Here is a 24,552-nt window from a genome sequence, read left to right as displayed (position 1 = left end):
ACATTGTGCTCCATGCCCGCTTCCGGTGTGGCATAGAGGACTTGCGGATCGCCCTGGTCGGTGTTCTCGGAGGGGCCGATGATCCCCGGCCTACGCTGCCCGGCGTACTTTAGATTGGTGGGATTGTTGTTGCGCATGCCGGGCGGCAGCTCGGCGCGACGAACGGGATCGGACAGAATGGTTTTAAGCTCGCCGCCATCATTGGCGGATCCGGCAGCACCGCCGCCGGCAGCCGGCGCCGCGGGCTGTTGGCGGCGCTCGTCGGTTGTCATCTGCGAATCGGGATATTCCGGCCCCGGCGTCGAAATGGCCACGTTGGCCGGCGGCGCAGGGACGGCATTTTCGCCCGGCTGATCCCCTGCGATCGGCTGCTCACGGCGATAGTCGGTCGTGACTAGCGGATCACGATAGGGTTTGGGCGTAGAAACGGGCGGGTTGTCAGGCAATGGCGCGAACAGGCCGGCGCCAGGCTGAGCGGCCGGGGCCGCAGGCTCTCCGGGACGATCCTCCGCCGCCGTCGGATCCGGATAAAGGGGTCTCTCGCCGGGAATGGGCGGGTTGTCAGGCAGCGGCGGGAAGTTGTCGTTGCCAGGCTCGCCGGCTGCCGCCTGCTGCTCCTGCCTGCGGATCGCCAGCCCGCCCATCAGCGCCTGGACGAGACGCGCGGCCCCTTCCCAGGGGGATTTGACCGGGCCTGTATCCATGCCCTGCTGCAGCATGGCGTAAGCCAGCCGCTTGCGCTCGTCGCTGAGGTCTTCCTGTGTCTTGCCGGTATTGCCGCCGAAATTGGTTGGGATCATACCACTGCCCTTTCGTAGTCGACGCGGTCGAAGCCGTTTGCTTGGTCGAACACTGCGTCGGGATGAATCTTGTGTAGATCGTCGGACACGAGGCCGATCCAGATCGGGCGGCCGTCCTTCTATCGGTGGAGGATGCTTCAGCCGCCGGCCGGCTTCATCGGCTTGCCCCCGAAGAGCAGCGACAGGAAGCCGGGAAAGGGCGCGGGTGCGGAAGACGCGGCCGCCGGCGTGCCGGTCCCTGCATCGGCTCCCGGCTGCTGCGCCTGCTTCTGCTGGTGGAGCGCCAGACCGCCGAGCCCGCCTTCCGCCAATCGCGCCACCCCTTGCCACGGCGATTGCACCGGGCTCGTATCCATGCCCTGCTCCAGCATGGCGTAAGCCAGCCGCTTGCGCTTGTCGGTGATCTCGTCCTGCGTCTTGCCGGTATCGCCGCTAAAGAGGAAGTCCATCATGCCACCGCCCTTTCGTAATCGACGCGGTCGAAGCCATCGGCGTGTTCGACCACGGCGTCCGGATGGGTCTTGCGCACATCGTCGGACATCAGGCCGAGCTGGGTCGGGCCGCCCTCCTTGTAGCGGAAGGCGTAGACCGGCAGGCCGTTCTCCAGCGTGCCGACGCGTCTGATGTCTTCCTTCAGCCGCCGGTCGGATTTCATCGCCCAGCCGCCGAGCAGCGAGGAGCCGAGGCCGAAGAGGCCGCCCATTGCGGCGTTCGATTGGGCGACCTGCCGGTCGTAGAGACCCATCTTCTGGTTGAAGTTTTCATTGATCAGACCAGCCTGGTCGACGGTCGGCAGCTGCGTCGTCGGCGTGTTGACGTAGCTCGGCTGATGCACCTGCGAGCCCGACATCAGCGCCGAAATCTCGTTCAGCGGCTGGTTGCGCTCGGTCAGGATCGAATTCTGCGCATTCGAATACATGTCGCCGAGATATTGGTCGGAGGCGGCCTGCTTGCGGGTCGAAAAATCGCGCATGGCGTTGTCGTAGGCCGCCGAACCCATCGAGATGCCCTTGTCGGCCAGGCTCTGCTCGAGGCTCGCCTGGTCGCGGTCCCACTGGTTGTTGAAGCCGGACTGCCAGTGATTATTGACATATTTGTCGACATTGCCGGCGCTGAGATCGACATTGGTGCCGAGGATGCCCGATATTTTGCCGGTCTGGTCGTTGGCGAGCCTGGCAAGGCCGAGCTGCGTCTGCTGCGTCTGGTCGTAGATCGCCTGGTTCTCGGGCGAATAGGTCTGATAGGCGGAATAGGTCGGCAGCTGGTAGCTCTTGCCGTTCTGATCCTTCATCGTCTGGTAGCCGGTGACCTTGTATTCCAGCGAGCCATCCGGCGTATATTGATTGGTGTGGCTGAGGCCGGCATTGGCAATGGCGGTGTCGACATTGGTCGCCGTCTGCGCCGCTGCGGTCTGGGTCGGATCAGGCGCCTTCGGGGCCTTTGGCGTGGAGACCATAGGGAAAATCCTCTTTGATGATTCCGTAAAGCAGGCCGTCGCAATCGCCGAAATAGAAGCGCTGGCGGCCTTCCGGCTCCGCGCCGAGTCGGCCAAGCAGCGTCTGCGCGTTGCTGTTGTCGGCGCGGGTGCGGCAGGTGGCGCGGCGGCAGCCGAGCTGGCGGGTGACATAGTCGAACACCGCCCGCATCAGCGTCAGCGACAGCCGGTCGGCGGCGAGCGAGATCTCGACATCGTGCCCGGTCCAGACGTTGAAGACGAAGCCGGCGATGATCCGGCCGCGGTCGACATGGGCAAGGGCCGTATAGGGCGGGTGAAATTCCACGCCGATCCTGGCTCCGACCCAGGCGGCGATCTCGGCGCTGGGTTCGCTGACGATCAAATCGGCGCGCCCCTTTCGTAGAGCACCGAGCCGCCGACGACCGCGGCTTCCGAGACGGAGCCCGACGAGCCGGAGATCAGCGCCCGGATCGTCGGCGCAAGCGCCGAACCGGCGCCGCCGGCGGAGGCGAATTTGCGCACCAGCGAAATGCCGGGGAATTTCGCGACACCCCAGACCGCCGTTCCCCATTTCGCCGCCGCATTGTTCTCGACCGACGACAGCAGTGCGGTCGGCACCTTGGTCTGGTAGTCGACCGAAATGCCGCCATACATCAGCGTCGAAACGCCGATCTGCGCCGTCACGCCGATCAGCTTCGACAGTTTGGTCGAGAGCCCATCGCCGAAGCGGCTCCAGGCGCCGACCATCAGCGCGTCGATCGCCGCGCCATTGTCGTTCGCCCCGACTTCCGCCTCGTAAAGCGTGCCGTCGGCGGCGCCGAAGAACAGCCGGTCCTGCCATGTCGCCCAGCAGGAGGCGGGCATGCCGACGAAGCGGCACCAGGCGCCGGTCTCGGTGTTCATGACATATTGATAGGGGCCGTAGGAGGACGGCAGGTTGACGATCGCCATCTGGCGCGCCGGAAAGCTCGAAAGCTGCCACTCCTGCGAGCTCGTGCCGGCCGCCGCCACCGTCTCGCGCCAGGTCGGGCCAATTCTTGCGGTGATCGCCCCGAGGCTGGTGGCGCCGCGATCGAGCTGCACCGCCTTGGTGATCGGCACGATCCCGTCCGTCGTCATGATCGCGAGATCCGCGCCAACCGAGAGCAGGCAGCGGTCGCTGCCGAGCGGCCGGCCGAGCTTGAAGGTGCCGATCAGGCCCCAATTCGCCGCGCTCGAAGGGTCGGATCCCTGGAAGACGATCACCTCGCCCTCCGAGGAGATCAGCACCAGGCACTGCTGCAGGCCTGTCGCAACCGGGATCGTCCAGACATTGATCGCCACCAGCGTGCCGCCATATTTCATGTTGCCGCCGACCGGCAGAACGGTGGCCGCGCCGCTGACGGCGTCGGTCGCGAGGTACCAGACATTGGTCGAGTTCTTCTCGATGAACCACAGGCGCGAGCGATAGGCGGTGACGGCGGCAAGCAGCGCGGCGTCGGATATGCCTGTTATCATCGTCGAGGCGACATAGGGCGTGGCGGCCGCGCCCTTTTCGAGCTGCGCATTGGTGACCGTTCCCGTCACGGTGACGACAAGCGTGCCGGCCGCTGGCGTGAAGGAGAGCGACACGCGGTTGCCGGCGCCGGTGCCGTTCAAGCTGCCCGAAAAGGCGCCCGACAGCGTGACCGAGCCGGTGCCGAAGAAGCTCAGCGTATAGGCCGTGTTGCGCACGGCGACATTCTGGGTAGCGAGTGCCGCCGTGCCCACCAGGAAATTATTCGTCCAGGACGTGCCGTTGAAGATCAGCGGCGTGTCGAGGCCGTTGACGAGGCGCAGGAATTCCTGGCCGGCCGGGTTGGTATATTGCTGCACCGACCAATGGGCGCTGGCAAGGCCCGAGACGACGGGCGCGCCGGCAGCACCGCCCACCGTGACGTCGAAGATCTTGTCGCCGGCGGCGGCAAACAGCCGGTTGGTCACGCCGGAATAGGGAATGACCGTCTGCACGTCGGCGCCGAGACCGGTGGAAAAGGCGAGGAAACCGTAGCGGGCGCGCACCCGGTTTGCCTCGGGAAAGAAATTGTCGAGCTGGAAGGCCGCGTCCTCGGGCATGTCGGCCATCTCGACATCGGTTCGCCAGCCGCCGATCGGCGCGATCCAGTCTTTGCCTGGCGAAACCCGGCGGGTGCGGCCGTTCGGGGGAAAAGGTGTGCGGGTCATGGGGTCTCAACCGTGATCGTGCCGGGCCAGTAATTCTCGAGCTGTCCCCGCGCCGGCAGCGCGAGGTCGACAGGGCTTGCGGCGCGGTCGGCGCCGATGGCGGCTTCCTTGGTTCGTTCGAAGCTGGCGAGCTCCTCGCCATAGTCGAGGCCCTTGGCCCGCTTCCAGCGCCAGATCAGCGAGAGTTCGAGAAGCTCTTCGGGAAAGCGGGCCGTATCGGTGTCGTTGGCCCAGTTGCCGGCGGTGGTCGGGCCGCCATTCAGCGCCACCCAGAAGCCGGAGATATAGGCATATTCCATCGTCTCGCCGGCAACATTCGGGTAGATGTCGAGCTTGCCGCCGGCCATGCGCCAGATCTGCGGCACCGGGTTGGCATTGAGGATGGTCTGGCGCTGCCAGCTCTGCGGCTCCACCGGGCCGTTGAGCGACCAGAGGCGCGAGACGTTCCAGATCCTGGCATTGGCGGCGAAGCGGTCCCAGTCGCCGGGCGGCTCGTCCGGCTCCGGGTTGGCGCCGGTCGCCTGGAATTGCCGCCGCAGCATCAGCGCCGACCAGTCATGCGCCCGCATCAGGTCGCGGCCGGCGCGGGTGGAGAGGATGCGCAGCTGCATGATCTGCGGATCCGCCGAGGACATGACGGCCGTCGGCGGATCGAGGTCGATCTCTGCGCAGACGTTCTGAATGATGGTCAGGAGCGACATGCAGGGGGTCTCCGGTTCAGAGCGGTTGGCGTGGCGGTGATTTGCTTGAGGGTTGTGCCGCGTGGCCCCCCTCATCCGCCCTACGGGCACCTTCTCCCCGAGGGGCGAAGGGAGAATCGAGACGTCGCCGCGAATCTCTTCTCCCCTTGGGGAGAAGGTGCCCGTAGGGCGGATGAGGGGGCGGCTTGCGTCAGCGCTTCGTCAGGCCGCCGGCCGGCTGCGGCTCTTGCCGCCCTCGCCTTCCTTTTCGAGCGCCTCGAACCGCGCGGCCATCTCCTTCATCTGCGCCTGCAGGCGGCTCACCTCGTCCTTCAGCCGCTCGTTTTCAGCGGCGAAGGCGGATGCGGCGCTGGAGTTTTCGGCGGTGGCGAGATAGGCGCGGGCGGCGGCGGTCAGCTCGTTGGCGCCCATGCCGATCTTCTGCTTGGCGGAGTCGGAAAGCGCCGCCAGCTGCTCGACGGTATAGATATTGACCGCCTCCAGCTCCTTGATCTGGCTGGGCTTCAAATAGGGCCATTGCGCCAGCGGCGTGCCGGTCAGCTGCTCGCGGGCGGCGGCACCCTCCTTGAAGCGCTTATAGGCGTCGGCGAAGCGGATTTTGTCGTTGTCGGTCACCTCGCGATAGACTTCGGTGTGCTTGTCGCCGGCGATGAAGATGCGGACGAATTCCTTGTCGGCAAAGATCGGCCGGCCCTCTTTCTCGGTCAGAAAGGTCTGTTCGACCGGTTCGAGGCTGAAGGAGGCGTAGATTCCGGTGTTGTCGGGCATGTGCTGGTCTCGCTGTTGATGGCGGGGAATGGGGATAGGCGCGCGGGACACGCCTGCTCTAATATCCGTGGCGATGGCTGCCCCTCACCCTAACCCTCTCCCCGTAAAAACGGGGAGAGGGGACGTGCCCTTCCAGGGATCAGTGGGAACGGAGAGCTCGCGGCATAACCCCTTCGCCCCGTTTCCGGGGAGAAGGTGCCGGCAGGCGGATGAGGGGCACGCCACGCATGAGAAGTCGGAGAAACGGGCGCCGAAACGCCCGTCGATTGGCTTAATTCACCTTCGACAGAAACGGCCGCATCAGTGTCGCCTCGAGCACGCCGGTCGCCGTGATGGTGACGCCCGTGCCGTTGGCCGTCGCATTGGCCGAGAGCGTGATGCTCTGGACGACGCCGTTCGGGCTGTAGGTGATGCCCGCAATCGTCGTGCCGCCTGATATACCCGTGCCGGCGACGGCCGCGCCGATGAACGGGCCGGAACCGGCGCTTAGGCCGGCGAGACCGGTCAGCAGGCTGGAGCCGTTGACGGTGTTGGCCATAAACGTCTGGTTGGCGGCGGCGAAGTTGACGTTGGCGATCGCCTTGGTGGTGGCGGTGGCCGAGGCCGGGGCGCTTGCCTGGCCTGCGGTGGTGGTGGTTTCGGCAACGACGAGGGCCGGCGTTGCGCTCGCCACCTGCGACGGCGCCTGGCCGTTGCGCTGCAGCCAGAGGTAATAGGTGCCGGCGGCAAGGGTGATGGCGCCAACCGGGCCGCCGGTCAGCGTCGGCGGCTGGGCGGCACCGGAAAAGACGCCGCAGCGCTGGCCGACGACGGCGCCGGCCGTGGTCAGCAGCGAAGCGACATAATCCTTGTTCCACTGGAACCACTGACCGGGCTGAAGGGTCGTCGGCGCGGCCAGCACCAGCTGGCAATAGACCCATTCGGCTTCACGGTCGCCGCCGGCAACCGCCCCGAGGGCGAAGTTCGGCCCGGGAATACCGGAGCCGGAGACGATCGGGCCTTCGACGACGAACGGGTTCGCGCCAAGACGATCGGACTGGATGGTTGCGATCGACATTTGCTTGTTCCTTTCGTTCGATCAGGCGAACAGCACGCCCTGCAGGAAGGCGTTGTTCATGGTGAGGTTGCCGGCAAAACCCATCAGCTGCACGAAGGCATCCTGATTGGTGTTCATGCGTTCGTCGCCGATCGGGGCCATGTCGCGGTCGCGGTGCGGGCGGTAGAACAGGTATTTCGTGTTCAGGAAGAACATCTGGTTGGAAGGCGCGCCGCCGCCGAAGCCGCCGTCGAAGATCACGTCGGCGCCCATGTATTGCAGCGACTGGAAGCCGGCCATGCCCTTGTCGGCGGAGGTGATGCGCTGGATCGCCTGCAGCGATTCCCAGTAGAGGCGGAAGAAGTTGTTGTCGGCGACGACGAGATCGGGGGCATCGGAACCGCGCACGCAGGACATATAGAGCCGGTTCATGTAGCTCTGGATGTTGGCGTTGGTGGCGGTCGCGCCGCCATCGGCCGAGGCCGAGAATTTCTGGTTGCGCCAGAAACCCCAGGTGGCGCGCGAGATGCCGCCGACCGTGCCCGAAGTCGGCGAGGTCGAGATCAGCAGCTGCAGGCCGCCGATCTGCCGGCCGCCATCGGCCGTGCCGTCGGAATAGCAGTCGAGCGCGATATTGTTCTTCAGCGTCGTCTCGGCATTCTCGATGCGCTGCTCCAGCAGGTCGAGGATCGCATCCTCGCCGGAGTTCTGCAGCTGTTCGAGGCCGGACATGGAGACGGCGACCGCCGCCTGCTTCAGGTCGTATTCGGCGGCGGTGATGACGTCGGAGGGCTGCACGTTCAGGATATCGTAGCCGGAATAGCGCTTGAAGGTGCTGTTTTCCTGGTACTGCAGTTCCTGGACGATGGTGCGGCCGCCGGAAACCGGCTTCTTGCGGCCGCGGCTGTTGAGACGGGTGAGAAGACCGTTGTTCTTCGTCACGTCGTCGGCGACCGTGCCGCTGCGGTTGCGCAGGGTCGTGGTGACGATTTCAGAGAGGTTGGGCGAAATGGGCATAGATCATTCCTTTGATCAGACTTGGCCTTTGATCAGACTTGGCCGCGCGAAAAACGCATGGCGTCGCGCAGCGAGTCGCGGATGGAGGTGGGCTGGCCCCTTGTCGCATCGCGGGTCGGGCCCGGGGCGGAAGAGCCAGAGATGGATCGCGAGGCACGGCGGGCTTGATCTGCCGCTGCGGCCCTCTGGGCATGCTGTTCTCGGACGAAGGCCGGTGCAGTCTGGCTGATCAACTGCTGGCGAATGTCCGGACGCATCCAGCATGCGGCGTCGTAGGCGTCCTGAAGGGTCGATGCCCGCCCCGCATTGATGAGGGCGACCATGTCGTCGAGAACGTCTTCGGCATGCGCATTGGCCGGATCGGAAAGAAAGGCATCGACTTGAGTTTCGGTGTCTCTCTTGCGCAAAACATGTTCGACCGTGGCCTCGACATTGACCGGCCCGGCCTGGCGCTGGAGCTCACGCCCCGCCTGCTGGCGCTGCAGGGCCTCTCCCGTCTGCCCATTGACCAGGGCGTGAAGATTGACGCCTGCCACCTTGGCGACGTGGAGGACGGTGTTGACGGGATCGCGGATCAGCGCGTTTTCCCAGTCGATCGCCCGGCGCATGACATCGGCATGGGTCATGCCGGCCCGGCGGACGATCGGGGTGAATTCCTCCAGCCCCTTGTAATCCTGCAGGACGCGGAAGCCGCGATCGACCTCCTGTTCCCGCTTGGCGATCGCCGCCTGCACCTCGTTCGGCAGGCTTGAAAACTGCGCCTTGGCCTCCGCCGACCAGCCGGGCGGAACCCGGTTGCCGATGGCGGCCGGCTGTTCGCCGCCCTGCTCCCGGCTCTGTGCCTGCGGCGTCTGCTGGGCGGCGGCCTGCTCCTGCCCCTTGGCGAGGAAGCGGCCGTTCTCGCCGTCGCGCGGCCGGGCCGGGATATCGTCCGCCTGGCCTTCGACGGTGTCGATCGCTGCCTTCAGGCTGTCGCGGATGCTGACCGGCCCATCATTGACTGAATTGTCGCCGGACGCATCAAAATCGTCGCTGCCGTTGCCGGCCTCGTTGAAGTCTTCCATATCCATGGGGGAAAGTTCCTATTTCGGGGATTGATGCCCGTTAGAGCTTTTATGCATGTCGTTATCCCGGAACCGCTGCACACTTCCGGGCGACATGCGTCAGGCATTGTATTCGGCGTAGACCCGCCGCAATTCGTTGCGGATCGCCTTCCGGTCCGCTTTGGGTTTTTCGATCGGCTGCGGTTTTTCATTGCCGATCTCGACCACCCCGGCCGCCCGATAGGCGGAACGCAGCTTGGCCTTCGAGGTGTAATGCCGGCCGTCGTGCATCGACTGGATGTCGATGCTGTCGCTGACGAAATGCGGCGCCGGCAGGTCGGAGCGCGCCAGGTTTTGCGCCGGCAGGCAGTTGTGCGGCCAGGTGTCGAGCTGGTGCCAGCCGCCGCAGACGCGGCAATAGCGTTCTCTCATGCTGTTGCTCCCGGGTAGAGGGACTGCGCGGCGCGCATCTGGTCGATCGCCTGCGCCGCCATCTCGCCGCGCGCCTGTTCGACCGCGGCGCGATGCTCGATCTCAGCCTGCGCCACACCGAGCTCGGCCTTGCGCTGCTCGGCGCCCGCCTTCACTTCAGCCGTCTTCAGCTTGAGCATCTCGCCCGGCGAAGGCTGCGGCTCGGGCTTCGGCGCGCTCGCCGCCTGGGAGAGCTGGCCTCCCACCTGTTCCAGCATGCTTTCGAGCTGGCGGCCGGCGCGGAAGCCGCGGGCGGCAAAGAGCAGTGTTTCGACCATAACAGGCACCAGCATCGGGCTCTGCTGCGCCATGGCGCCGGCCTGCTGCATGAAGCCGCCGACCATCTGCACGAATTCCATCCGCCGCTGCTTTTCGGCGTCCTCGTCGGGCTCGATCGTCGAATCCGTTTCGATCTCAATCTGGAAGCCGCGAATGCTGTCATTGCGCAGGAGCTGCACCACCTCGTCGATCGTCGGCTGCCCCATCATCTGCTGCAGCTGCGGCGGCAGTTCGGGCGGCGCCATTTCGGGGGACGACTGGGCCGGCTGGCCCATCTGCTGCGCCCGCATCGCCGTCTGCTGCGCCGCCATCTGCATCTGCTGCAACTGCATCTCGACCTGCTGCTTCTGAGCCATCGTCGGCAGCTTGATGCCGCTGACCAGCATCAGTGTTTCCGGCTGGAACTGGTCGCAGATGATTTCGCCGGCAAGGCGGATGATATCGCGGGCAAAGCGGGCCAGTTCGGCCTGGCGGTCGCGAATGCGGATCGAGCCCCACTGGCTCTTGATCCGCTGCGCCGTCGCCGTCTCCGACGCCTGGGTATCGCCACGCACGATGTCGGATATGCCGGTGATCTGGTAGACGTCCTCGATCAGCTGCTTGCGCGCCGCCATGCAGGCGACGATCACCTTCTGCACCTCGTCGATCGGCAAAGTCACGACCGCCTTCGAGCCGCCCTTGTCGGTGAAAGCCGCCCATTCCGGGATCGGCACCATCACCATGTCATTGTCAGGCCGCATCGCCTTTTCGATCGCCGGCGAGATCGCGCCGTCGCCGGAGGGATAGAACACCTTCAGCCGCAGCTGGTCGGTCAGTTTGTTGATGCGCTTGGTCAGAAGATCGATCTCGTCGCATTGCTGCTGGTAATAGACGTAATCGGGAACCGGGATCAGCGAACTGGTCGAGACCGTGCCATAGGCCGGGCGCGGGCAAGGCCAGAAATGGGCGAGATCCAGCGGCGGCTCGGAGACTTCGAGCGCCACGGGCGAACCCTCGGCGATCCAGACGGTGTAATTCTCGCTCTTGCACCAGATTTCCCAGACATGGGTCTTGCCCTCGTTTTCGGCCCGCTCGGCCTGGCTGGCGCCCTTGCCGCCTGCTGCCGCCTGCGCCGCCCCCGAGGCCATCGCCTCACGGCCGAAGCGTTTTTCCATCTCCTCCTCGGTCATCGTCACGCGCCGCGCCACCCAGGTGACGTCCTTCCAGCGGCGCGCCGGCGAGTGCAGGAAATCCGACCAGTGGACATAATCGATGCAGACGCGCTCGTCGGCGATCGCCTCCATGGAGGGGCCGCCCATCTCGCCGAGCAGGCCACCCGCCGGCGGGTCCGACGGCGCCACGCCCATGTCGAGCGGTTCGAAATCGGCCTCGTAGCGCAGCCACACCGTGCCGCGGGCGCAGAGCAGGAAATCGTCGCGCACCGCCCGCATGATCGAATCGATATCGGCCTCGTCGCCGGTATAGGCGAGATTGCGCTCGACGATTTCCGAGGCGATGCGGGCCACCGGCTCGGCATCCTTGAAGCGGCGCTCGACGACCGGCTGCGGCACGCGGGCATACACGGCCGGCTGCAGCACCGCGGTGTTTGCCCAGAGCATCGGAAAGCGGCGCTTGGCCGCGCTCGTCTGATCCGACTGCTGGTCGAGATAGATCTTCTCGATCTTGACGCAGCGGTCATGCCAGGACTTGAAATAGCGCTGCGCGCGTTCGAGTTCCTGCTGCCAATGGGCGCCGACCTTTGCCGGATCCCAGCGCTCTCCGCCCTCAAAAGCCGTTATCTCGTCTTCCATCAAACACGCTCGCTAGATCTGGGGGTGGCATCGGCAAATTCGTTGAAGGTCATCGTCTGGAAGGTCGGCAGCCGCTCGGGCTCGGGCTTCAGCGGTTCCGGCGCCAGGCCGGTGAAGATGATGGCGAGACCGCCGAAAGCATCCGCCCCATGCGAGGCCCAGTTGTGCAGCGGCTCGTCGCGGAAGACGCCGAGATCCTCGTCCCAGTCCTTGCGGTAATTGCGCAGGCATTTGATGCCGTCGGCACAGCCGGCCTGGTCGAACTCGACCTTGGCCAATATGCGCCGGGTGCCGTTGATGCGGTCATGGACATAGGCGCGCTCGACCTTGCGCACCGTGCCGAGGCCGCGCGCCCTCACCTCTTTCAGCATGATTTCGATGCGGGTCATGCCGCCGCGCGTCCATTCCCTGACCTTGATGTCGTGCGGCATGTTGTGGACGCCATAGACATAACCATTGTCGGCCGCGCGGCGCTCCAATTCGTCGAGCATGCCGTCCATGCCGGTTCCGGTATGCTCGAAATAGCCGATCATCCTCACCCGGCCGGGCAGCACCTGGAACAGCCAGACGCTGTTGGCATCGTCCATGCCGATATCGGAGATGGTGTGGACGGGATAACCGTCGACATGCGGGAAAACCCCGATGCGCTCCTCGGCGTCGGCCATCGCCATCTGATCGGCGTAATAGGCGCCTTCGACGCTGGCTTCGAAGGCTTCGGCCGGCGTCGAGGGATATTCGCGCTTCATGTCGCCGAGCTGGATCTCGGCCTTCTTGACGTACCAGGCCTTCTGCGGCTCCGTCAGTTCGATGCCCTGCTCGGCAAGCTCGCGGAAATATTTGGCGAAACCGTCGCTGATGATGACGCCCTCGGGCGCGATCGCATAATGCGGCTCCTTCCACCAGGGGAAGAAATGGAACTTGAAGTCGAGCTCGGTCAGCTTCGCCGCCTGGCGGTGCTTGACCTGGGCATCCTCGCAGAGCGAGTAAAAATGCCCCTCCTGGCCTTCCGCCGTGCTTTCGACGAAAACCAGCTGGCCGGCCTGCACCGTATTCAGCGCGCCGGTGCGCACCTCCCGCGCCTTGTCGGGATATTTGGCGCAGAGCTTTCCATATTCCGAAATGTGAAGATACTGCAGCGTTCCTGAACGTAGCGAGGTGCCGACGCGGATGCTCGAATTGTTGGCGAGCAGCAGTTCGGTCTGGTTGGTCCTGACGACAGGCACGGCGTTGCGAATGCCTTCGGGCAGATTATCATAGGGATATTTGATCTTGTCCCGGAAAATCGTCTGCACATCGCCGAGCGTATGGGCGATGGTGCCGGCCCTGATGTCCCGGTTGAAGACGCAGGCATCGAGCATGAAGATCTGGATGAAAGTGGTCAGCCCCAGCTGGCGGGCCTTCAGCAGCACGTTGAGATAATGCATCTCCTCGAAGAAGGTCATCTGCATCAGGTTCATTTCGAACCGGACGCGTTTGCCCGCCTTGTCGGTGATCCAGTAGAGATTGTTCAGCCGCCAGCGCCAGTCGGAGAACCGGTCAACCGCCGTTTGGAAGTCCGCGCGTCTTGCCATTGATATCTTCCAGCAGTTGCGAGACTTCGCCGGTGACACCCAGTTCGGGCTCGGCCTTGGCGCCGTATTTCTTCGGCCTGAGCTTCTCGGCCACCCATTGGCGGGTGGCGATGCGCAGCTGCGAGCGGCGGATCGCCTCGCCGTTCTCCTGCCAGCCCGTGGTTTCGCCGGCCGCATTCTTCTTCTCGATCCAGTCATTGCTGCTGTCGTCGGCAATCTCGACCAGCTCGTCGACGAAGCCGTCGGCGAGGATCTCACGCGCCAGCGCATAACGCGCCCGAAACGCCGCCTTGTCCTCGTCCGCCAGCCAGGAGAGCACGGTGGATTTCGCCGGCATCGTCTCGTCCCGGCAGATCGACCGCAGGCTTTCCCGGTCGGCAATGCGATCGCAGATCTTCTCGGCCAGCGCCTGACTGAACTTGCTCGGTCTGCCCATGGGTCCGCGTCTAAAAGCTCAGAACAGCGCGACGATATTCGACGCCGTCGTCCCGGTCAGCGCCACGATCGCGGCATGCACCGGCAGGATCGTCCCGGCCGGCACGTTTCTGAAGATCACAGGATCCACGTCGCGCCGCGGCGCAATCGCCACATCGCCGGCCGTGCCGATATAAAGCGCACGCGCGCCGACAATCGCACTGTCATTCGGCGTGACCACCGCTGCCCGCGAGGCCGGCGCAATCGAGGCGTCCATTGCAGTTCTCCTTGTGAGGGGTGGGTGTCCATGCCGATGCGGCTCGATCCCGATGTGATCGGAGATGAGAGATCAGGCCGACAAAGATGGCGGGATCAACGATGATCTGAGGAGGCGCGAGACCGAAAGTCGACGCCGACTTGAGCGTCGACATCACCTCTCGATTCAAATTTCGCAGCTTGGATTTACAGTAGTGTTAACTGACCTGCTTGGGGGTGATCAAGCGCTTTCAAGCGCGGAATTCGCCTCGATATTACTTCAAAACCGGTGTCGATATCTGGAAATAAATCTGCAACCTAACCGGGCTGAGTTATACCAGATGGTTCCCGCGCAAGGGGTCGAACCTCGATTGCCTGATCCAAATTCAGGAGTCCTGCCATTGAACGACGCGGGAATAAAATCCGTTACAGTCGTTGAGGCTGGATACCCTGCATGGAAATTCCTATCGAGATATCGGCTACGAACAAATCTCGCAGCTTGGATTTACGGTATGCTTAGATGATATGCCGGGGGTGATCAAGGGCTGATTGTAAGTCACGCACCAGTGTAAAATCGAGCCTTCTCGACCAAGCGGACGCCAGAATTCCACCCGCTGCTCCGGCTGCGGATTTAATGAAATGCTCCCCCACCCTCCGTCATCCCAGGCTTGAGCCTGGGATCAATGCCCGCTCCTGATGGAGGCCAACGTGGATCCTCGGGTCAAGCCCTGGGAAAACGGAGCAAGGGGTGAGCTCTCGGGCAAACCCGGTGGCTCGACGACCCTCTCCCGATCAGACCTGCGGCAGTGGCGGCAGGATCGCTTCGACCCGGTCCCGCCTGGTGACGAGGTTCCAGATTTCCTCGGCGATCTCGTCGGGGTCGATCACCGGAAACTTCGGGTCGAGCGCCGCACCGCTCGATGTCATGGCGCGAAGGCCGGCCGAGCGGTCGATGACGGCGCCGATATTCACCGTGCCGGCATAGACGCCCTTCGGCATCGCCTCGGCGTTGAGGGTGAAGACATAATTGCGCGCCGCCGCCATCAGCGGGCCGACGCCGCTCATTCCTGGCATGGTGACCACGGCCGTCAGTCCGCCGACGATGACGACCGCGCCATCGCCGCGCGCCAGCATGCCGGGCAGCACCGCGTGCGACACTTCGATCGGCGAGAAGGTGAAAATATCGGCCATCGATCGCAGCTTGGCCGCATCGAGCTCCAGCGCGGGCGCGAAATTGACGTCGGACGGCACCGGTGCGTAGACGGCCGCGTCGATCGATCCGAACCGCGCCTCGATGGAACGAACGAGGGCGGGGATGCCGGCGAGATCGGTGAGATCGGCCGGGAATGCCGCCGCCTCGATGCCCGCCTGCGCCAGTTCGGCCACCCGTTCCTCGAGCGGGCCGGCGCGGCGCGCAACGAGCGCGACCCGATAACCTTCGCGTCCGAACCGGTAAGCGAGCGAAGCGCCGAGGCCCGTGCCGGCGCCGAACAGCGCAATCGTTTTCTTGTCAGTCATAACCTACTCCTTAAGCTGGTATGTTTTGCTGACCAGATATGTTATGTTGACTACCCGTCCTGCAAGAACGCATATTTTTAAGGCCTGGTCACATGCATATGCCTCCCCCTCCGAACCAGCCCGGCACGCACCCCGGCTGCCGAAAGGTCAACGAGATCCTGGGCCGCATGGGCGACAAGTGGACGATCATGGCCATCACGATGCTGGCCGAGCGGCCGCGGCGCTTCAACGAGCTGAAGCGGCTGATCGGCGGGATTTCGCAGCAGATGCTGACGCGCACCCTGAAGGCGCTGGAACGCGACGGAATGGTGACGCGCACGGTCTTTCCGACAATTCCGCCGCAGGTCGAGTACGGCCTGACCGATCTCGGTCATTCGCTCGCCCCGCCGCTGCTGCAGCTTGCGATGTGGGTGGTGGACCATCTGGGAGAGATCGAAACGCATCGGGCATTGCACGACGAGGCGACGAAATAGCCGCGAACGAAATTCGCCTCGATTTGGCGCATACGGATGGTATCGGTTGCCGTCCATCCATGCTGACGGCGAAGGACGATCGATCAAGCGCATTCGGCCCGAAATCGATTTCTGATTCCAGGAAGGCAAGTGAGGATTATATTAGCAGCAGGCCGTCGATCACACGGGTGGAGGAGCCTGTGAAAACCGCGAGATTTTTTCTGAGCTTCGTCACTTTTCTTGGCGTCACGCTGGCTGAAAATCCTGCTGATGCCGAGGAATTGGTGCGGTTCGAAAGTGTGCCCGTGAAGCTCAGCCCGTTTCGAATCCGCAAAGCCCGAGAACTGGGGGAAATTCTCCCTCAGCCGCAAGGCACGCCGCTGCTCGGATATTTGTCTCGGCCTCGGGGCGATGGCCCCTTTCCGGCAATCGTCGTCATGCATGGATGCGATCACATGCGTTCGAGCGTCAGGGAGCTTTGGCCGAAACGGCTGGTCTCGTGGGGTTATGTGGTGCTTGTTGTCGACAGCTTCACCAGCCGCAACATCAAGGACGCATGTCGAAGCCATGTTCCCGATCGCGTCTTCGACGCCTATGGCGCTTTGGAATTCCTGTCGCAATCAGGCTTTGTCGATGCCCGACGCATCGCCTTGATGGGCTTTTCGGCAGGCGGCACGGCAACGCTGGATGCCACGAAAATCGACGGATACGAGCAGCTTGTCGAGCGCAAATTCCAGGCGGCGATTGCCTATTATCCCGCCTGTGACGCAGACCGGGGCGATGCGACGGTGCCAACCCTGATTTTAACAGGCGAACGGGACAATTGGAGCCGGCCCGAACGATGCCAGAAGAGGCTCGCCCGTCTGAGCGACAATGGCTCGCCGATCGAGCTCAATATCTACAAGGGCAGGTATCACGGTTTCGATGCCCCGGAGTTCACCGGGGGAAAGCGGGTATTGGGCCATATCGAAAAATACGATCGTGACGCCGCAGGAAAATCCATCCGCACGGTGTACACGTTTCTTCGCAAGCACTTGGGAAAGTAGAGCTCTTTGCGTGTCAGGGGCAGACCAAGGCCGGTCGCCCGATGTCATGTTCGCATCCCGGCCGTGTCTGGCACCCACCACCCCACCCTCCGTCATCCCAGGCCTTGAGCTGGGATCCATACCCAGTGGCCTGGGAGACGTGCTTGGCTCCTCGGGTCAAGCCAGCGGAAGACGGTGTATGAGCCGATCTCTGCGATCCAAACCTGAAGAGGCCGGGGGCGATCTCGCAAGGGCGTTTCAGCGATGCCCGCGGCACGGCCGAATGAAGGCGCCTAGACTCCGCTCGGCCGCCCGGAGCTTGTCGCCTGGCTCGCCGAAGACAGGAACGCCTCCTCTTCGCTCGGCACTTTCCCTTCCGGCGTCAGATCGTCGACGGCCTTGGGCAGATCGCGGCGCAGCCGGCCGAGAATCTCCTCGTGCGACAGGCCGGTGTTCCTGGCGATCTCGTTCAAAACATCCGGGCCGAGCGCTTCAGCAAGCTCGCCGTCATTGATGTCGGCATTCTGGCCGGGGCGCACCCAGGATTCCATCTTGTCGCCGTGGCCGTTCTGCTGAAACGTCTTCAGGAGATCGCCGAGACCGCCGCTGACGATGCCGCCGGAGGTCAGGCCGCCGAGAAGGCCACCTAGGCCGCCGGAACCGCCGAGCCTGCCGAGAATACCGCCGAGCCCGCCCGGCTGCTGGCCTCCCGCGCCGGATTGCTGCGGGTTCTGCAGGCCGCGCAGCAGCTCGCCGATCTTGTCCCTGTTCTGATAGCCGGCAACGGCAAGAACGGCGAGAAGCGCCTTCAATTGACCACTCATCATGATGCATTCCTCCGGTGATTGTCAGCGCGGTTCAGGCGAACCGCTCCATCTGTTGTTCGGCAATTCGACGGGAAAACCGCTTCCGTCCACGCTCGGCCAGCCGACGTTGCAAGAAGCAATGTCGCACTGAGGCGTCCGGGCAGCCGGTTTCATTTTCGTACGGTCAGATTTCCGGGCAGCCGCGCCGGTTGGCGAAGACCATGCGTTCCGGCCCGCGGCGCGTCATTCCCTGAACGACGATGCTGCGCGGCGACATGCGGACGATCTGGGCACGGCGAAGGCCTTCGCTGCGGGCAATGTCGAGCGCGTCATCGGGATCGCAGCCACGCGGTCCGCGGCGGTCGTAGCGGTCGTAACGGTCGCGGTCCCGGTCCCGGTCGTAAACGCCGACCCCACCGGGGCCGATGCGCAATTCCAAATCCTGCGCGGCGGCGAGCGTCGGCGCGATGGTCAGCCCGCTCATGGCGGCCAGGCCGACCAATATGAACTGAAGAGACTTATGCATGGTTTCCTCCCATGGTCTTGTGCTTATCGCCATACCAACCATCGCCATGGGGATTTTGTTCCGTGAGCGGGAGAAGCCGGCGGAAGCGAGAGCCGCCGGTCACGGGGCGCAAATTCCCTTTGACATCTCCCCATCGCGAATATATCCATTTAGCTATATAGCTAAATGGTGATATATGGACGACAAGCTCGATGCGATTTTTTCCGCGCTCGCCGACCCCACGAGGCGGGCAATTCTCGGGCGTCTTGCGAAGGGCAAGGCGACCGTGGCCGAACTCGCTGATCCCTTCGCGTTGTCTCAGCCCGCCATATCAAAGCATCTCAAAGTCCTGGAACAAGCCGGATTGATCCGCTCCGGCCGTGAAGCGAATTCGCGTCCGCGCGTCCTCGAGCCGGCCGCGCTGAAGACGATTGCGGATTGGATCGCCGAATACAGACGCTTCTGGGACCAAAGCTTCGATCGTCTCGATGACTATCTGTCCAAGGTACAAGGATACGAAAATGACTAATCCGGAGACCGACCCCGACAACAGCCGCGACCTGGTTATCGTCCGGAGGTTTGATGCCCCATGCGATCTCGTTTTCAGGGCATGGACCGACCCGAAAGCCATGGCCCAATGGTGCGGTCCTCACGGTTTCAAGGCGATGGGCGACAGACTTGAAGCCTGGCCCGGCGGTAGACACCGCGCCTGCCTGATTGCACCAGATGGAGAAGAGCATTGGGTCGGCGGAAAATATCTGGAGGTCGAGCCGCCGCACAGGCTTGTCTTCACCCATGCCTGGGAGCGCGGAACTGGCGAAAACAGCCCGGAAACACTCGTCACCATCACCTTCAGGGAAAGCGACGGAGGCACGGAAATGACCTTTCGCCAAACTGGGTTTGAGAGCGCATCGTCGCTTGAGGGACATGAAGCCGGCTGGTCGCAAAGCTTCGAGCGGTTGAGCGTTTTTCTTCGAACCGAATCCGAGAGGACGAACCATGCATAAGGCGGCGATGAAGCTCTACTATTGCGAGACGCTCAATCCCCGGAAGGCCTGCGCCGCCGCGCGCTTTCTGCAAGCCGACGTCGAGTTCGTCCGGGTTGACCTGGCAAGCGGCGAACAGCGCACCGCAGAATTCCTGGCGCTGAACCCGAACGGCAAAGTCCCGGTGCTGCAGGATGATACCGGAACCTTGTGGGAGGCGAACGCCATCATGTGCAGGCTGTCCGACAGCGTCGCATCGGATTTCTGGCCGCATGACCACCGGCAGATCGACGTACTGCGCTGGTTGAGCTGGGATGCCAGTCATTTCACCCTGCACGGGGCAACGCTGTGGTTTGAAACCCTGATCAAGCCGTTGTTCGGCGAGAAGCCTGACGTGGCCATAATCGAAGATGCGAAGACGAGTTTTCGGCTCCATGCTCGCGTGCTCGACGATCATTTGGCCACCAACAGCGTCGCCGTCGGGGAGACACTGACCGTGGCGGACTTCGCATTGGCCGCCGCACTTCCTTATGCAACCGCCGCCGGGATTCCCCTCGCCGAGTTTCGGCATATCCAAGCCTGGTACGGACGGCTTGAAGAACTGGATACGTGGCAAAACCCTTTCCCAGCCTGACGGGCACGCCGTGACAGATATGAGCTGACGCGCCGCGGGCGAAAACATGCGCCGGACGCCGATGCCTCTTCTCCACTGGAAGGCTTTGTGCAAATATCGCCGCTACGCTGAGCACACCACGCCGCAACGGGCCGCGGTCGCTGCAACGCGTTCCGGGCATTGCCAAACCGCGGGTCTATTCTGTCGTGAGCGCTACAAGGTACCTGCTGATCTTGCCGCTGATGGCGGTCATCGCCTACATGGCGATCGTCGCTCTGGTCTATCTCTCTCAGCGAACCCTGCTTTATCCCGGAGCCGGTGCCGCACCTCTTCCGGAGCCCGCGAGCTGGGGCGAGACGGTGCAAATCAAGACGCCCGACGGAGAGCTGCTGCACGCGCTCTACATCAGGGGCGACAGCGACAAGCCCTGCGTGCTGCTGTTTTTCGGAAACGGTGACCGCGTCGACAATTACGCGTTTCTCGCACAGGCGCTGGCCACGCGGGGGATTGGACTGCTAGCGATTTCCTATCGCGGCTATCCCGGATCGACCGGCTCACCCAGCGAGCAAGGGCTGCTGACAGACGGCATCGCCGCGTTCGACTGGCTTTCGGCACAGGCCGGAAGCGGGATCGTCGTGCTCGGCCGGTCACTTGGCACTGGCGTTGCCGTGAATACGGCCGGGCAGAGGCCGGCCGTGGGCCTCATTCTCGTGTCTCCGTACCTGTCGGTTCTGTCGGTGGCGCAGACACATTATCCGTTCCTCCCGGTCGAAGCTCTTCTCAAGGATCCCTTTCGCTCGGACCTCAACATAGGCAAAGTCGGACAACCGAAGCTGTTCCTCCACGGCCGGCTCGATGACAGCATCCCGCTTTCTTCAGGCCAAGCGCTCTACCACCTCGCACCCGAGCCCAAGCGGATGGTGATCTATGACCGTGCCGGTCATAACGACATCCTGAACGATGGCATGGTCGGTGACGTGATCGGTTTTGTGGAAGCGCTGAAAGAAAACCGGCCCCTGAATCCCGTCACGGACGGCACCCAATCCGAGGCCGACGATCAGCGCAGTTTGACGGGTTCCGCTTCGAATCCATAAGCGCGTTGAACGAGCGCGACACGGATTTCATACCGCGTATACCAGTCCGCCCGGCCGCGGCGCTGCGCTTCGACGTGATCGACAACCGCTTTCCATGCCCGGATGCTTTCCTCGTCGCGCCAATAAGAGTTGATTATCCCGAATCCATCAGCACGGCGGGCGCTTTCGAACCCCAGAAATCCGGGCTGCTGTTTGGCCAGTTCCACCATCGCAGCGCCGACGTCACCATAGCCGTCTTCGACCTCCGTTCGTTGCGATGAGAAACAGACGACGAAATAGGGTGGTGCAGGTAAGCTCGCGATAGACATGCCAACCCCTCGTTGCCGACAGGCGGAGATCTTTGCAACCATCCGCCGTGCGGTCAATCCCTCTATCCAACCCGGCAGCAGGGTACAGCTACCCTCGCCGTCCTCGACCCTCAGCGGCGTTGCGTCCCTTGCCGATGGCCCCTCCAACCTCCGTCATTCCAGGCCTTGAGCCTGGAATCCATGGCCGCAGACGAGGAGGCCGGCGTGGGTCCCCGGGGTCAAGCCCGAGGACGACGGAGGGTGGGGTGGACCTTGTGCCGATACACCGGCAGCTTCAACGGCGCTGAGCGAACGACGACAGGCGGTGCTCAACCGCTTATGACGACGCGAATGTTCTCGAAGCTGCTTTGGGCCAGTTCATGGCGAGGAGCGATCAGTGTCAGGTGGCGGCCCCAGCGCCAGCCGAAAATCGCGTCCGGGAATAGCTGCAGGAGAACTGCATTGTCCCTGTCAAAGGGTGGTTCTGCTGCGTATGCGGACGCGAGCAATGCATTCTCCTGGCGAAATCTCTTCCGATCGCGGGCGCTGTAATACATCTGCGCATTGAAGTATTCCAAGGAAACCCAATCCCAACGTGGCACCCCTCCCATCCCGTCATGGCAATCGAGCGCTGCCGAAGACCAGATGGGCTCAAAATGGCTGCGCACCGGCTCCGGGAGCGTGAGCGGATCGGCGCAGTAAAGAAACCGGGCATGGAATCTCCGATGGATTTCCAGTTCCGTCGACCAGTTGTCGAAGCTGCCACCCGTGTCGATCAGGCTCCGCATTCGGACCTCGTAGTCCAGCTTTGCCGGTATTCCCCGGGATATTTCCATAACGTTGAAATCCATGACAACGATGCCGGCGACAAGAGCCCGCGCCTCTTTGATGGACGATTCCAGCGAGGTGTTCGGTTTGCTTAATCGTCCTACAAGCGCATTCAGTTCTTCACGTGCGTTTGTTGCCGCCGCTGCGTAGCGTTGGGTCTGATCGAGTGTCCTTTCGGCGTATTCCAGACATGCGCTTTGGAATGCCAATGCTTGTGCCGTCATGTTGCCGCGGCTGTTCAGCAGGTGAAGGCGGTTAGAAGCCGCAATCTGCAGCTTTTTGGCAATGAGCATGATCTTGTATGCGATTGCGAGAACTTTCCGCCTTAGGTCCTCAAGACTCGTAGCCTGCTCCAGCTCGAAGCGTTGCTCGCTGTAGGATTGGCCAAGTACGTTCGAAACGGGAAGGGCGACATGACACTCTTCGACATCGGCGAATTCGATGGCTGCCAGTTCGTCAGATAGGCCCTCCCAATCAGCCGGGGAAAGAAGTTCCGAATGGCGTTCGGCCGGATGGGCGGCAATGACTGCCTCGAGCCGGGTGCGGGCAGCGCTGTTCAGCGCGTGCGTTGCAGCGACTTCATCAAGGCGGCGTTTGGCCACGGTATATTCGAACTGGAGTTGATCGGCATCCCCTATGTCCGTCGTAGTGCCGGCTTGATAGGCCTCGAATGCGGCGATCTGCTTGTGAAACCTCTCCAGAAGGTCATGATTGCGCTGCTCGACTTTACCGAGCCGATTGCGTAAGCCCTCGAAGAGTATTGCCACTCCGTCCCACGTCAGCGGGTTTCCCGCCGCGCCGCCGGGCCAGCGACAGAGAGGAGGTGCCGGACGACCTTGATCGTCCCGACCTCCCGTGCCGACGAACCGTTTGTAGCGTTCTTCCGCTTCCGTTTCGTGCTCGTAAATAGTGATCGGCCATCGCGGCAGCATGACGGGGGCGTTGCCCGAGAGGTTTTTAGGGTAATTTGTAAGCCATTCGACGCTGCCGATAAAGCGCTGTGGCCGTTCGGGGCCGAGTTCCATTGTGTGCAGCACCCGAACCGGGAAGCTTTGCCCGCGATAATCGGGCTCGATGTATGATGTGTGCCCGATGAAGAACAGCAGCCATCCCTCGCGCGGGCCTACGCCGCCCCATAATCCCGCGGGAAACACCCGGCAATCCAGTTGCGCCACGAAAATCAGCGGCTCGCCGTCCGGTCCGACCGGCCATGAGAAATAGGAGGGCATCCTCGGCTCTCCCCCGTACCAACCATGTCCTGCTTCTCCCTGGACCACGGGAACCCGCTTGGCGATACGCGCGTCGGTACGGAACTGTTCGAGTTTGAGAAAATTCTCATCGCCATAGGCAAGCGCGCCGGCTGTGGCAGAGCTTGGCTCTCGGCGGAACGGATTTCTCATGGCAGCTCCAGTCTTTTCGATGGGAATGGCGGGACACTACCACAGACCGGTAATCACGTTGCATATCTACTATAGGAGGTGGTTTTACCTCGCCGTGGTACCTTCGGCGAAGCCCCCTCTCCAACTTCCGTCCTTCCAGGCCTTAAGCCTGGAATCCATGGCCGCAGCCGGTGAGGCCGGCAGGGGTCGAAGGGTGGCGTGAACCCCGCGACAAATCCAGCGATGGTGAGAGAATAGCAGCGGCGTTGCGCCTCTTGCCGATGGCCCTCCCCAACCTCCGTCATTCCAGGCCTTGAGCCTGGAATCCATGGCCGCAGCCGAGGAGGCCGGTATGGGTCCTCAGGTCAAGCCCGAGGACGGCGGAGGGTGGGGTGAAGCTGGTGCCGACACACGATGCGCAGGCGCAAGAAAACGCGCGCGCCTCGCTCAATGCTTAGCGGAAACCGCCGCTGGCGGCCAGCCTTTCGCCGGTCATCCAGCGGGCGTCGTCGGACGCGAGGAAGACCGCGACGCCGGCGATATCGTCCGGCTGGCCGATGCGGGCAAGCGGCGTCTGGGCGACGACGGCCTGCTCGAGATCCGAGCCGATGACGCCGGCCGTGTGCGTCCCCTCGGTCTCGACCATGCCCGGCAGGATGGCGTTGACGCGGATCTTGCGCGGGCCGAGTTCCTTGGCGAGCACGCTGTTGATGCCCTCGAGCGCACCCTTGGTGCCGGTATAGACGGCCGAGGACGGCGGCGCCATGCTGGTGACCACCGAGGAGATGTTGATGACGCTGCCGCCCTCGCCGAGATGCTTGACCGCCGCCTGGGTGGTCAGGAGAACGCCGAGGACGTTGACGTCGAAGATGCGGCGATAATGTTCCTCGGTCACTTCCTCGATCGAGGCGAATTCGTAGACGCCGGAGTTGTTGACCAGGACGTCGAGCTTGCCGAATTCCTTGACGGCGGCATCGACCAGACCCTGCGCCTGGTCAGCCTTGGAAACATCGCCCTGAACCGCGATCGCCTTGCCGCCGGCCGCGCCGATCGCCTCGACCACGGCGTCGGCTCCCGCCTTGCTCGAGGCGTAATTCACCACCACCTTTGCCCCTTCGGCCGCCAGCGCCTTGGCAATCGCCGCGCCGATGCCCTTGGAGGCCCCCGTGACCACTGCGACCTTTCCGGTGAGCTTCGCCATTTTGAATTCCTTCTGATCCGGACTGCCGCCGTTATTGGCAGCTTGTTCCATAGTT

At 63.3% G+C, this 24,552-nt stretch carries 26 protein-coding genes, 1 tRNA gene and 1 pseudogene; 6 read left to right on the top strand and 22 right to left on the bottom strand.

The window, feature by feature from the left end; genetic code table 11:
- From CO655_RS34225 to CO655_RS03885, 17 genes and pseudogenes are all read right to left on the bottom strand, one after another.
- A pseudogene (locus CO655_RS34225) lies at positions 1-800 on the bottom strand (hypothetical protein); the annotation flags it as partial.
- A gap of 137 nt (positions 801-937) precedes the next feature.
- Complete coding sequence (locus CO655_RS03960; RefSeq protein ID WP_245423751.1) at positions 938-1,252, bottom strand: hypothetical protein; 315 nt, start codon at positions 1,250-1,252, stop codon at positions 938-940.
- Positions 1,249-2,256 (bottom strand): tail fiber domain-containing protein, encoded by a 1,008-nt coding sequence (locus CO655_RS03955; RefSeq protein WP_097663849.1) that lies wholly within the window; start codon positions 2,254-2,256, stop codon positions 1,249-1,251. Before CO655_RS03955 ends, CO655_RS03960 begins: the two co-directional genes overlap by 4 nt.
- On the bottom strand, positions 2,222-2,638 hold the full coding sequence (locus tag CO655_RS03950) for a GNAT family protein (protein WP_097663848.1): 417 nt from the start codon (positions 2,636-2,638) through the stop codon (positions 2,222-2,224). The genes CO655_RS03955 and CO655_RS03950 overlap by 35 nt, the downstream gene beginning before the upstream one ends.
- Positions 2,635-4,458, bottom strand: coding sequence for a hypothetical protein (locus CO655_RS03945; protein ID WP_097663847.1), 1,824 nt, complete (start codon positions 4,456-4,458; stop codon positions 2,635-2,637). The genes CO655_RS03950 and CO655_RS03945 overlap by 4 nt, the downstream gene beginning before the upstream one ends.
- Complete coding sequence (locus CO655_RS03940; RefSeq protein WP_097663846.1) at positions 4,455-5,159, bottom strand: hypothetical protein; 705 nt, start codon at positions 5,157-5,159, stop codon at positions 4,455-4,457. Before CO655_RS03940 ends, CO655_RS03945 begins: the two co-directional genes overlap by 4 nt.
- A gap of 201 nt (positions 5,160-5,360) precedes the next feature.
- Positions 5,361-5,927, bottom strand: coding sequence for a hypothetical protein (locus tag CO655_RS03935; protein ID WP_097663845.1), 567 nt, complete (start codon positions 5,925-5,927; stop codon positions 5,361-5,363).
- A 271-nt stretch (positions 5,928-6,198) separates the two neighbouring features.
- On the bottom strand, positions 6,199-6,984 hold the full coding sequence (locus CO655_RS03930) for a hypothetical protein (RefSeq protein WP_097663844.1): 786 nt from the start codon (positions 6,982-6,984) through the stop codon (positions 6,199-6,201).
- A 21-nt stretch (positions 6,985-7,005) separates the two neighbouring features.
- Entirely contained in the window at positions 7,006-7,980 is a 975-nt protein-coding gene (locus CO655_RS03925) for a phage major capsid protein (protein WP_097663843.1), read from the bottom strand.
- Positions 7,981-8,012: 32 nt separating this feature from the next.
- Complete coding sequence (locus tag CO655_RS03920; protein ID WP_097663842.1) at positions 8,013-9,050, bottom strand: hypothetical protein; 1,038 nt, start codon at positions 9,048-9,050, stop codon at positions 8,013-8,015.
- Between the two features lie 93 nt (positions 9,051-9,143).
- A complete protein-coding gene (locus tag CO655_RS03915) occupies positions 9,144-9,455 on the bottom strand; it encodes a hypothetical protein (RefSeq protein WP_097663841.1) in 312 nt (103 codons plus the stop codon).
- On the bottom strand, positions 9,452-11,563 hold the full coding sequence (locus tag CO655_RS03910; RefSeq protein ID WP_097663840.1) for a hypothetical protein: 2,112 nt from the start codon (positions 11,561-11,563) through the stop codon (positions 9,452-9,454). Before CO655_RS03910 ends, CO655_RS03915 begins: the two co-directional genes overlap by 4 nt.
- The gene (locus tag CO655_RS03905) at positions 11,563-13,134 is read right to left on the bottom strand and encodes a terminase (RefSeq protein ID WP_097663839.1); all 1,572 of its coding nucleotides are present in this window, start codon (positions 13,132-13,134) and stop codon (positions 11,563-11,565) included. Before CO655_RS03905 ends, CO655_RS03910 begins: the two co-directional genes overlap by 1 nt.
- Positions 13,100-13,570 carry a terminase small subunit protein gene (locus CO655_RS03900; RefSeq protein ID WP_097663838.1) on the bottom strand — a complete coding sequence of 157 codons (471 nt, stop codon included), beginning with the start codon at positions 13,568-13,570 and terminating at the stop codon, positions 13,100-13,102. Before CO655_RS03900 ends, CO655_RS03905 begins: the two co-directional genes overlap by 35 nt.
- Positions 13,571-13,588: 18 nt before the next feature.
- Positions 13,589-13,825, bottom strand: coding sequence for a hypothetical protein (locus tag CO655_RS03895; protein WP_010028072.1), 237 nt, complete (start codon positions 13,823-13,825; stop codon positions 13,589-13,591).
- A 320-nt stretch (positions 13,826-14,145) separates the two neighbouring features.
- Positions 14,146-14,219 (bottom strand) — tRNA-Gln (locus tag CO655_RS03890).
- Between the two features lie 376 nt (positions 14,220-14,595).
- A complete protein-coding gene (locus tag CO655_RS03885; protein WP_097663837.1) occupies positions 14,596-15,321 on the bottom strand; it encodes an SDR family NAD(P)-dependent oxidoreductase in 726 nt (241 codons plus the stop codon).
- Between the two features lie 92 nt (positions 15,322-15,413).
- Here CO655_RS03885 and CO655_RS03880 point away from each other — a divergent pair, with 92 nt between their 5' ends.
- Together CO655_RS03880 and CO655_RS03875 are read left to right on the top strand one after the other, a co-directional pair.
- On the top strand, positions 15,414-15,794 hold the full coding sequence (locus CO655_RS03880) for a helix-turn-helix domain-containing protein (protein ID WP_010030007.1): 381 nt from the start codon (positions 15,414-15,416) through the stop codon (positions 15,792-15,794).
- A gap of 179 nt (positions 15,795-15,973) precedes the next feature.
- Entirely contained in the window at positions 15,974-16,819 is an 846-nt protein-coding gene (locus tag CO655_RS03875) for a dienelactone hydrolase family protein (RefSeq protein WP_245423754.1), read from the top strand.
- Between the two features lie 272 nt (positions 16,820-17,091).
- Here the strand turns inward: CO655_RS03875 and CO655_RS03870 are convergent, their stop codons facing one another.
- Together CO655_RS03870 and CO655_RS03865 are read right to left on the bottom strand one after the other, a co-directional pair.
- Entirely contained in the window at positions 17,092-17,625 is a 534-nt protein-coding gene (locus CO655_RS03870) for a YidB family protein (protein ID WP_097608262.1), read from the bottom strand.
- A gap of 163 nt (positions 17,626-17,788) precedes the next feature.
- Positions 17,789-18,130, bottom strand: coding sequence for a hypothetical protein (locus tag CO655_RS03865; protein ID WP_010032076.1), 342 nt, complete (start codon positions 18,128-18,130; stop codon positions 17,789-17,791).
- A 175-nt stretch (positions 18,131-18,305) separates the two neighbouring features.
- On the opposite strand from CO655_RS03865, the gene CO655_RS03860 reads away from it, so the two are divergent.
- The 4 genes from CO655_RS03860 to CO655_RS03845 all read left to right on the top strand — a co-directional run bounded on the left by CO655_RS03860 (position 18,306) and on the right by CO655_RS03845 (position 20,802).
- Positions 18,306-18,638, top strand: coding sequence for a metalloregulator ArsR/SmtB family transcription factor (locus tag CO655_RS03860; RefSeq protein ID WP_010032073.1), 333 nt, complete (start codon positions 18,306-18,308; stop codon positions 18,636-18,638).
- Positions 18,631-19,116, top strand: a complete 486-nt coding sequence (locus CO655_RS03855) for an SRPBCC domain-containing protein (RefSeq protein ID WP_097663836.1) — start codon at positions 18,631-18,633, stop codon at positions 19,114-19,116. The genes CO655_RS03860 and CO655_RS03855 overlap by 8 nt, the downstream gene beginning before the upstream one ends.
- Complete coding sequence (locus tag CO655_RS03850; protein ID WP_176539211.1) at positions 19,109-19,729, top strand: glutathione S-transferase family protein; 621 nt, start codon at positions 19,109-19,111, stop codon at positions 19,727-19,729. Before CO655_RS03855 ends, CO655_RS03850 begins: the two co-directional genes overlap by 8 nt.
- A 185-nt stretch (positions 19,730-19,914) precedes the next feature.
- Positions 19,915-20,802 (top strand): alpha/beta hydrolase, encoded by an 888-nt coding sequence (locus CO655_RS03845; RefSeq protein WP_097663835.1) that lies wholly within the window; start codon positions 19,915-19,917, stop codon positions 20,800-20,802.
- Here CO655_RS03845 and CO655_RS03840 read toward each other — a convergent pair.
- The 3 genes from CO655_RS03840 to CO655_RS03825 form a co-directional block, all read right to left on the bottom strand.
- On the bottom strand, positions 20,766-21,110 hold the full coding sequence (locus CO655_RS03840) for an antibiotic biosynthesis monooxygenase (protein ID WP_097663834.1): 345 nt from the start codon (positions 21,108-21,110) through the stop codon (positions 20,766-20,768). The two genes, CO655_RS03845 and CO655_RS03840, sit on opposite strands and share 37 nt — an antisense overlap.
- Before the next feature lie 308 nt (positions 21,111-21,418).
- Complete coding sequence (locus CO655_RS03835; RefSeq protein ID WP_097663833.1) at positions 21,419-23,317, bottom strand: DUF1963 domain-containing protein; 1,899 nt, start codon at positions 23,315-23,317, stop codon at positions 21,419-21,421.
- A gap of 433 nt (positions 23,318-23,750) precedes the next feature.
- Positions 23,751-24,497, bottom strand: coding sequence for a glucose 1-dehydrogenase (locus tag CO655_RS03825; RefSeq protein WP_097663871.1), 747 nt, complete (start codon positions 24,495-24,497; stop codon positions 23,751-23,753).
- Positions 24,498-24,552 lie beyond the last annotated feature (55 nt).

The sequence above is a fragment of the Rhizobium sp. M1 genome (genome assembly GCF_002531805.1).
Taxonomy (GTDB): Bacteria; Pseudomonadota; Alphaproteobacteria; order Rhizobiales; family Rhizobiaceae; genus Rhizobium; species Rhizobium etli_C.
The sequence above is the reverse complement of the archived record's forward strand: the minus strand, read 5'-3'. Positions and strand labels throughout refer to the sequence as shown.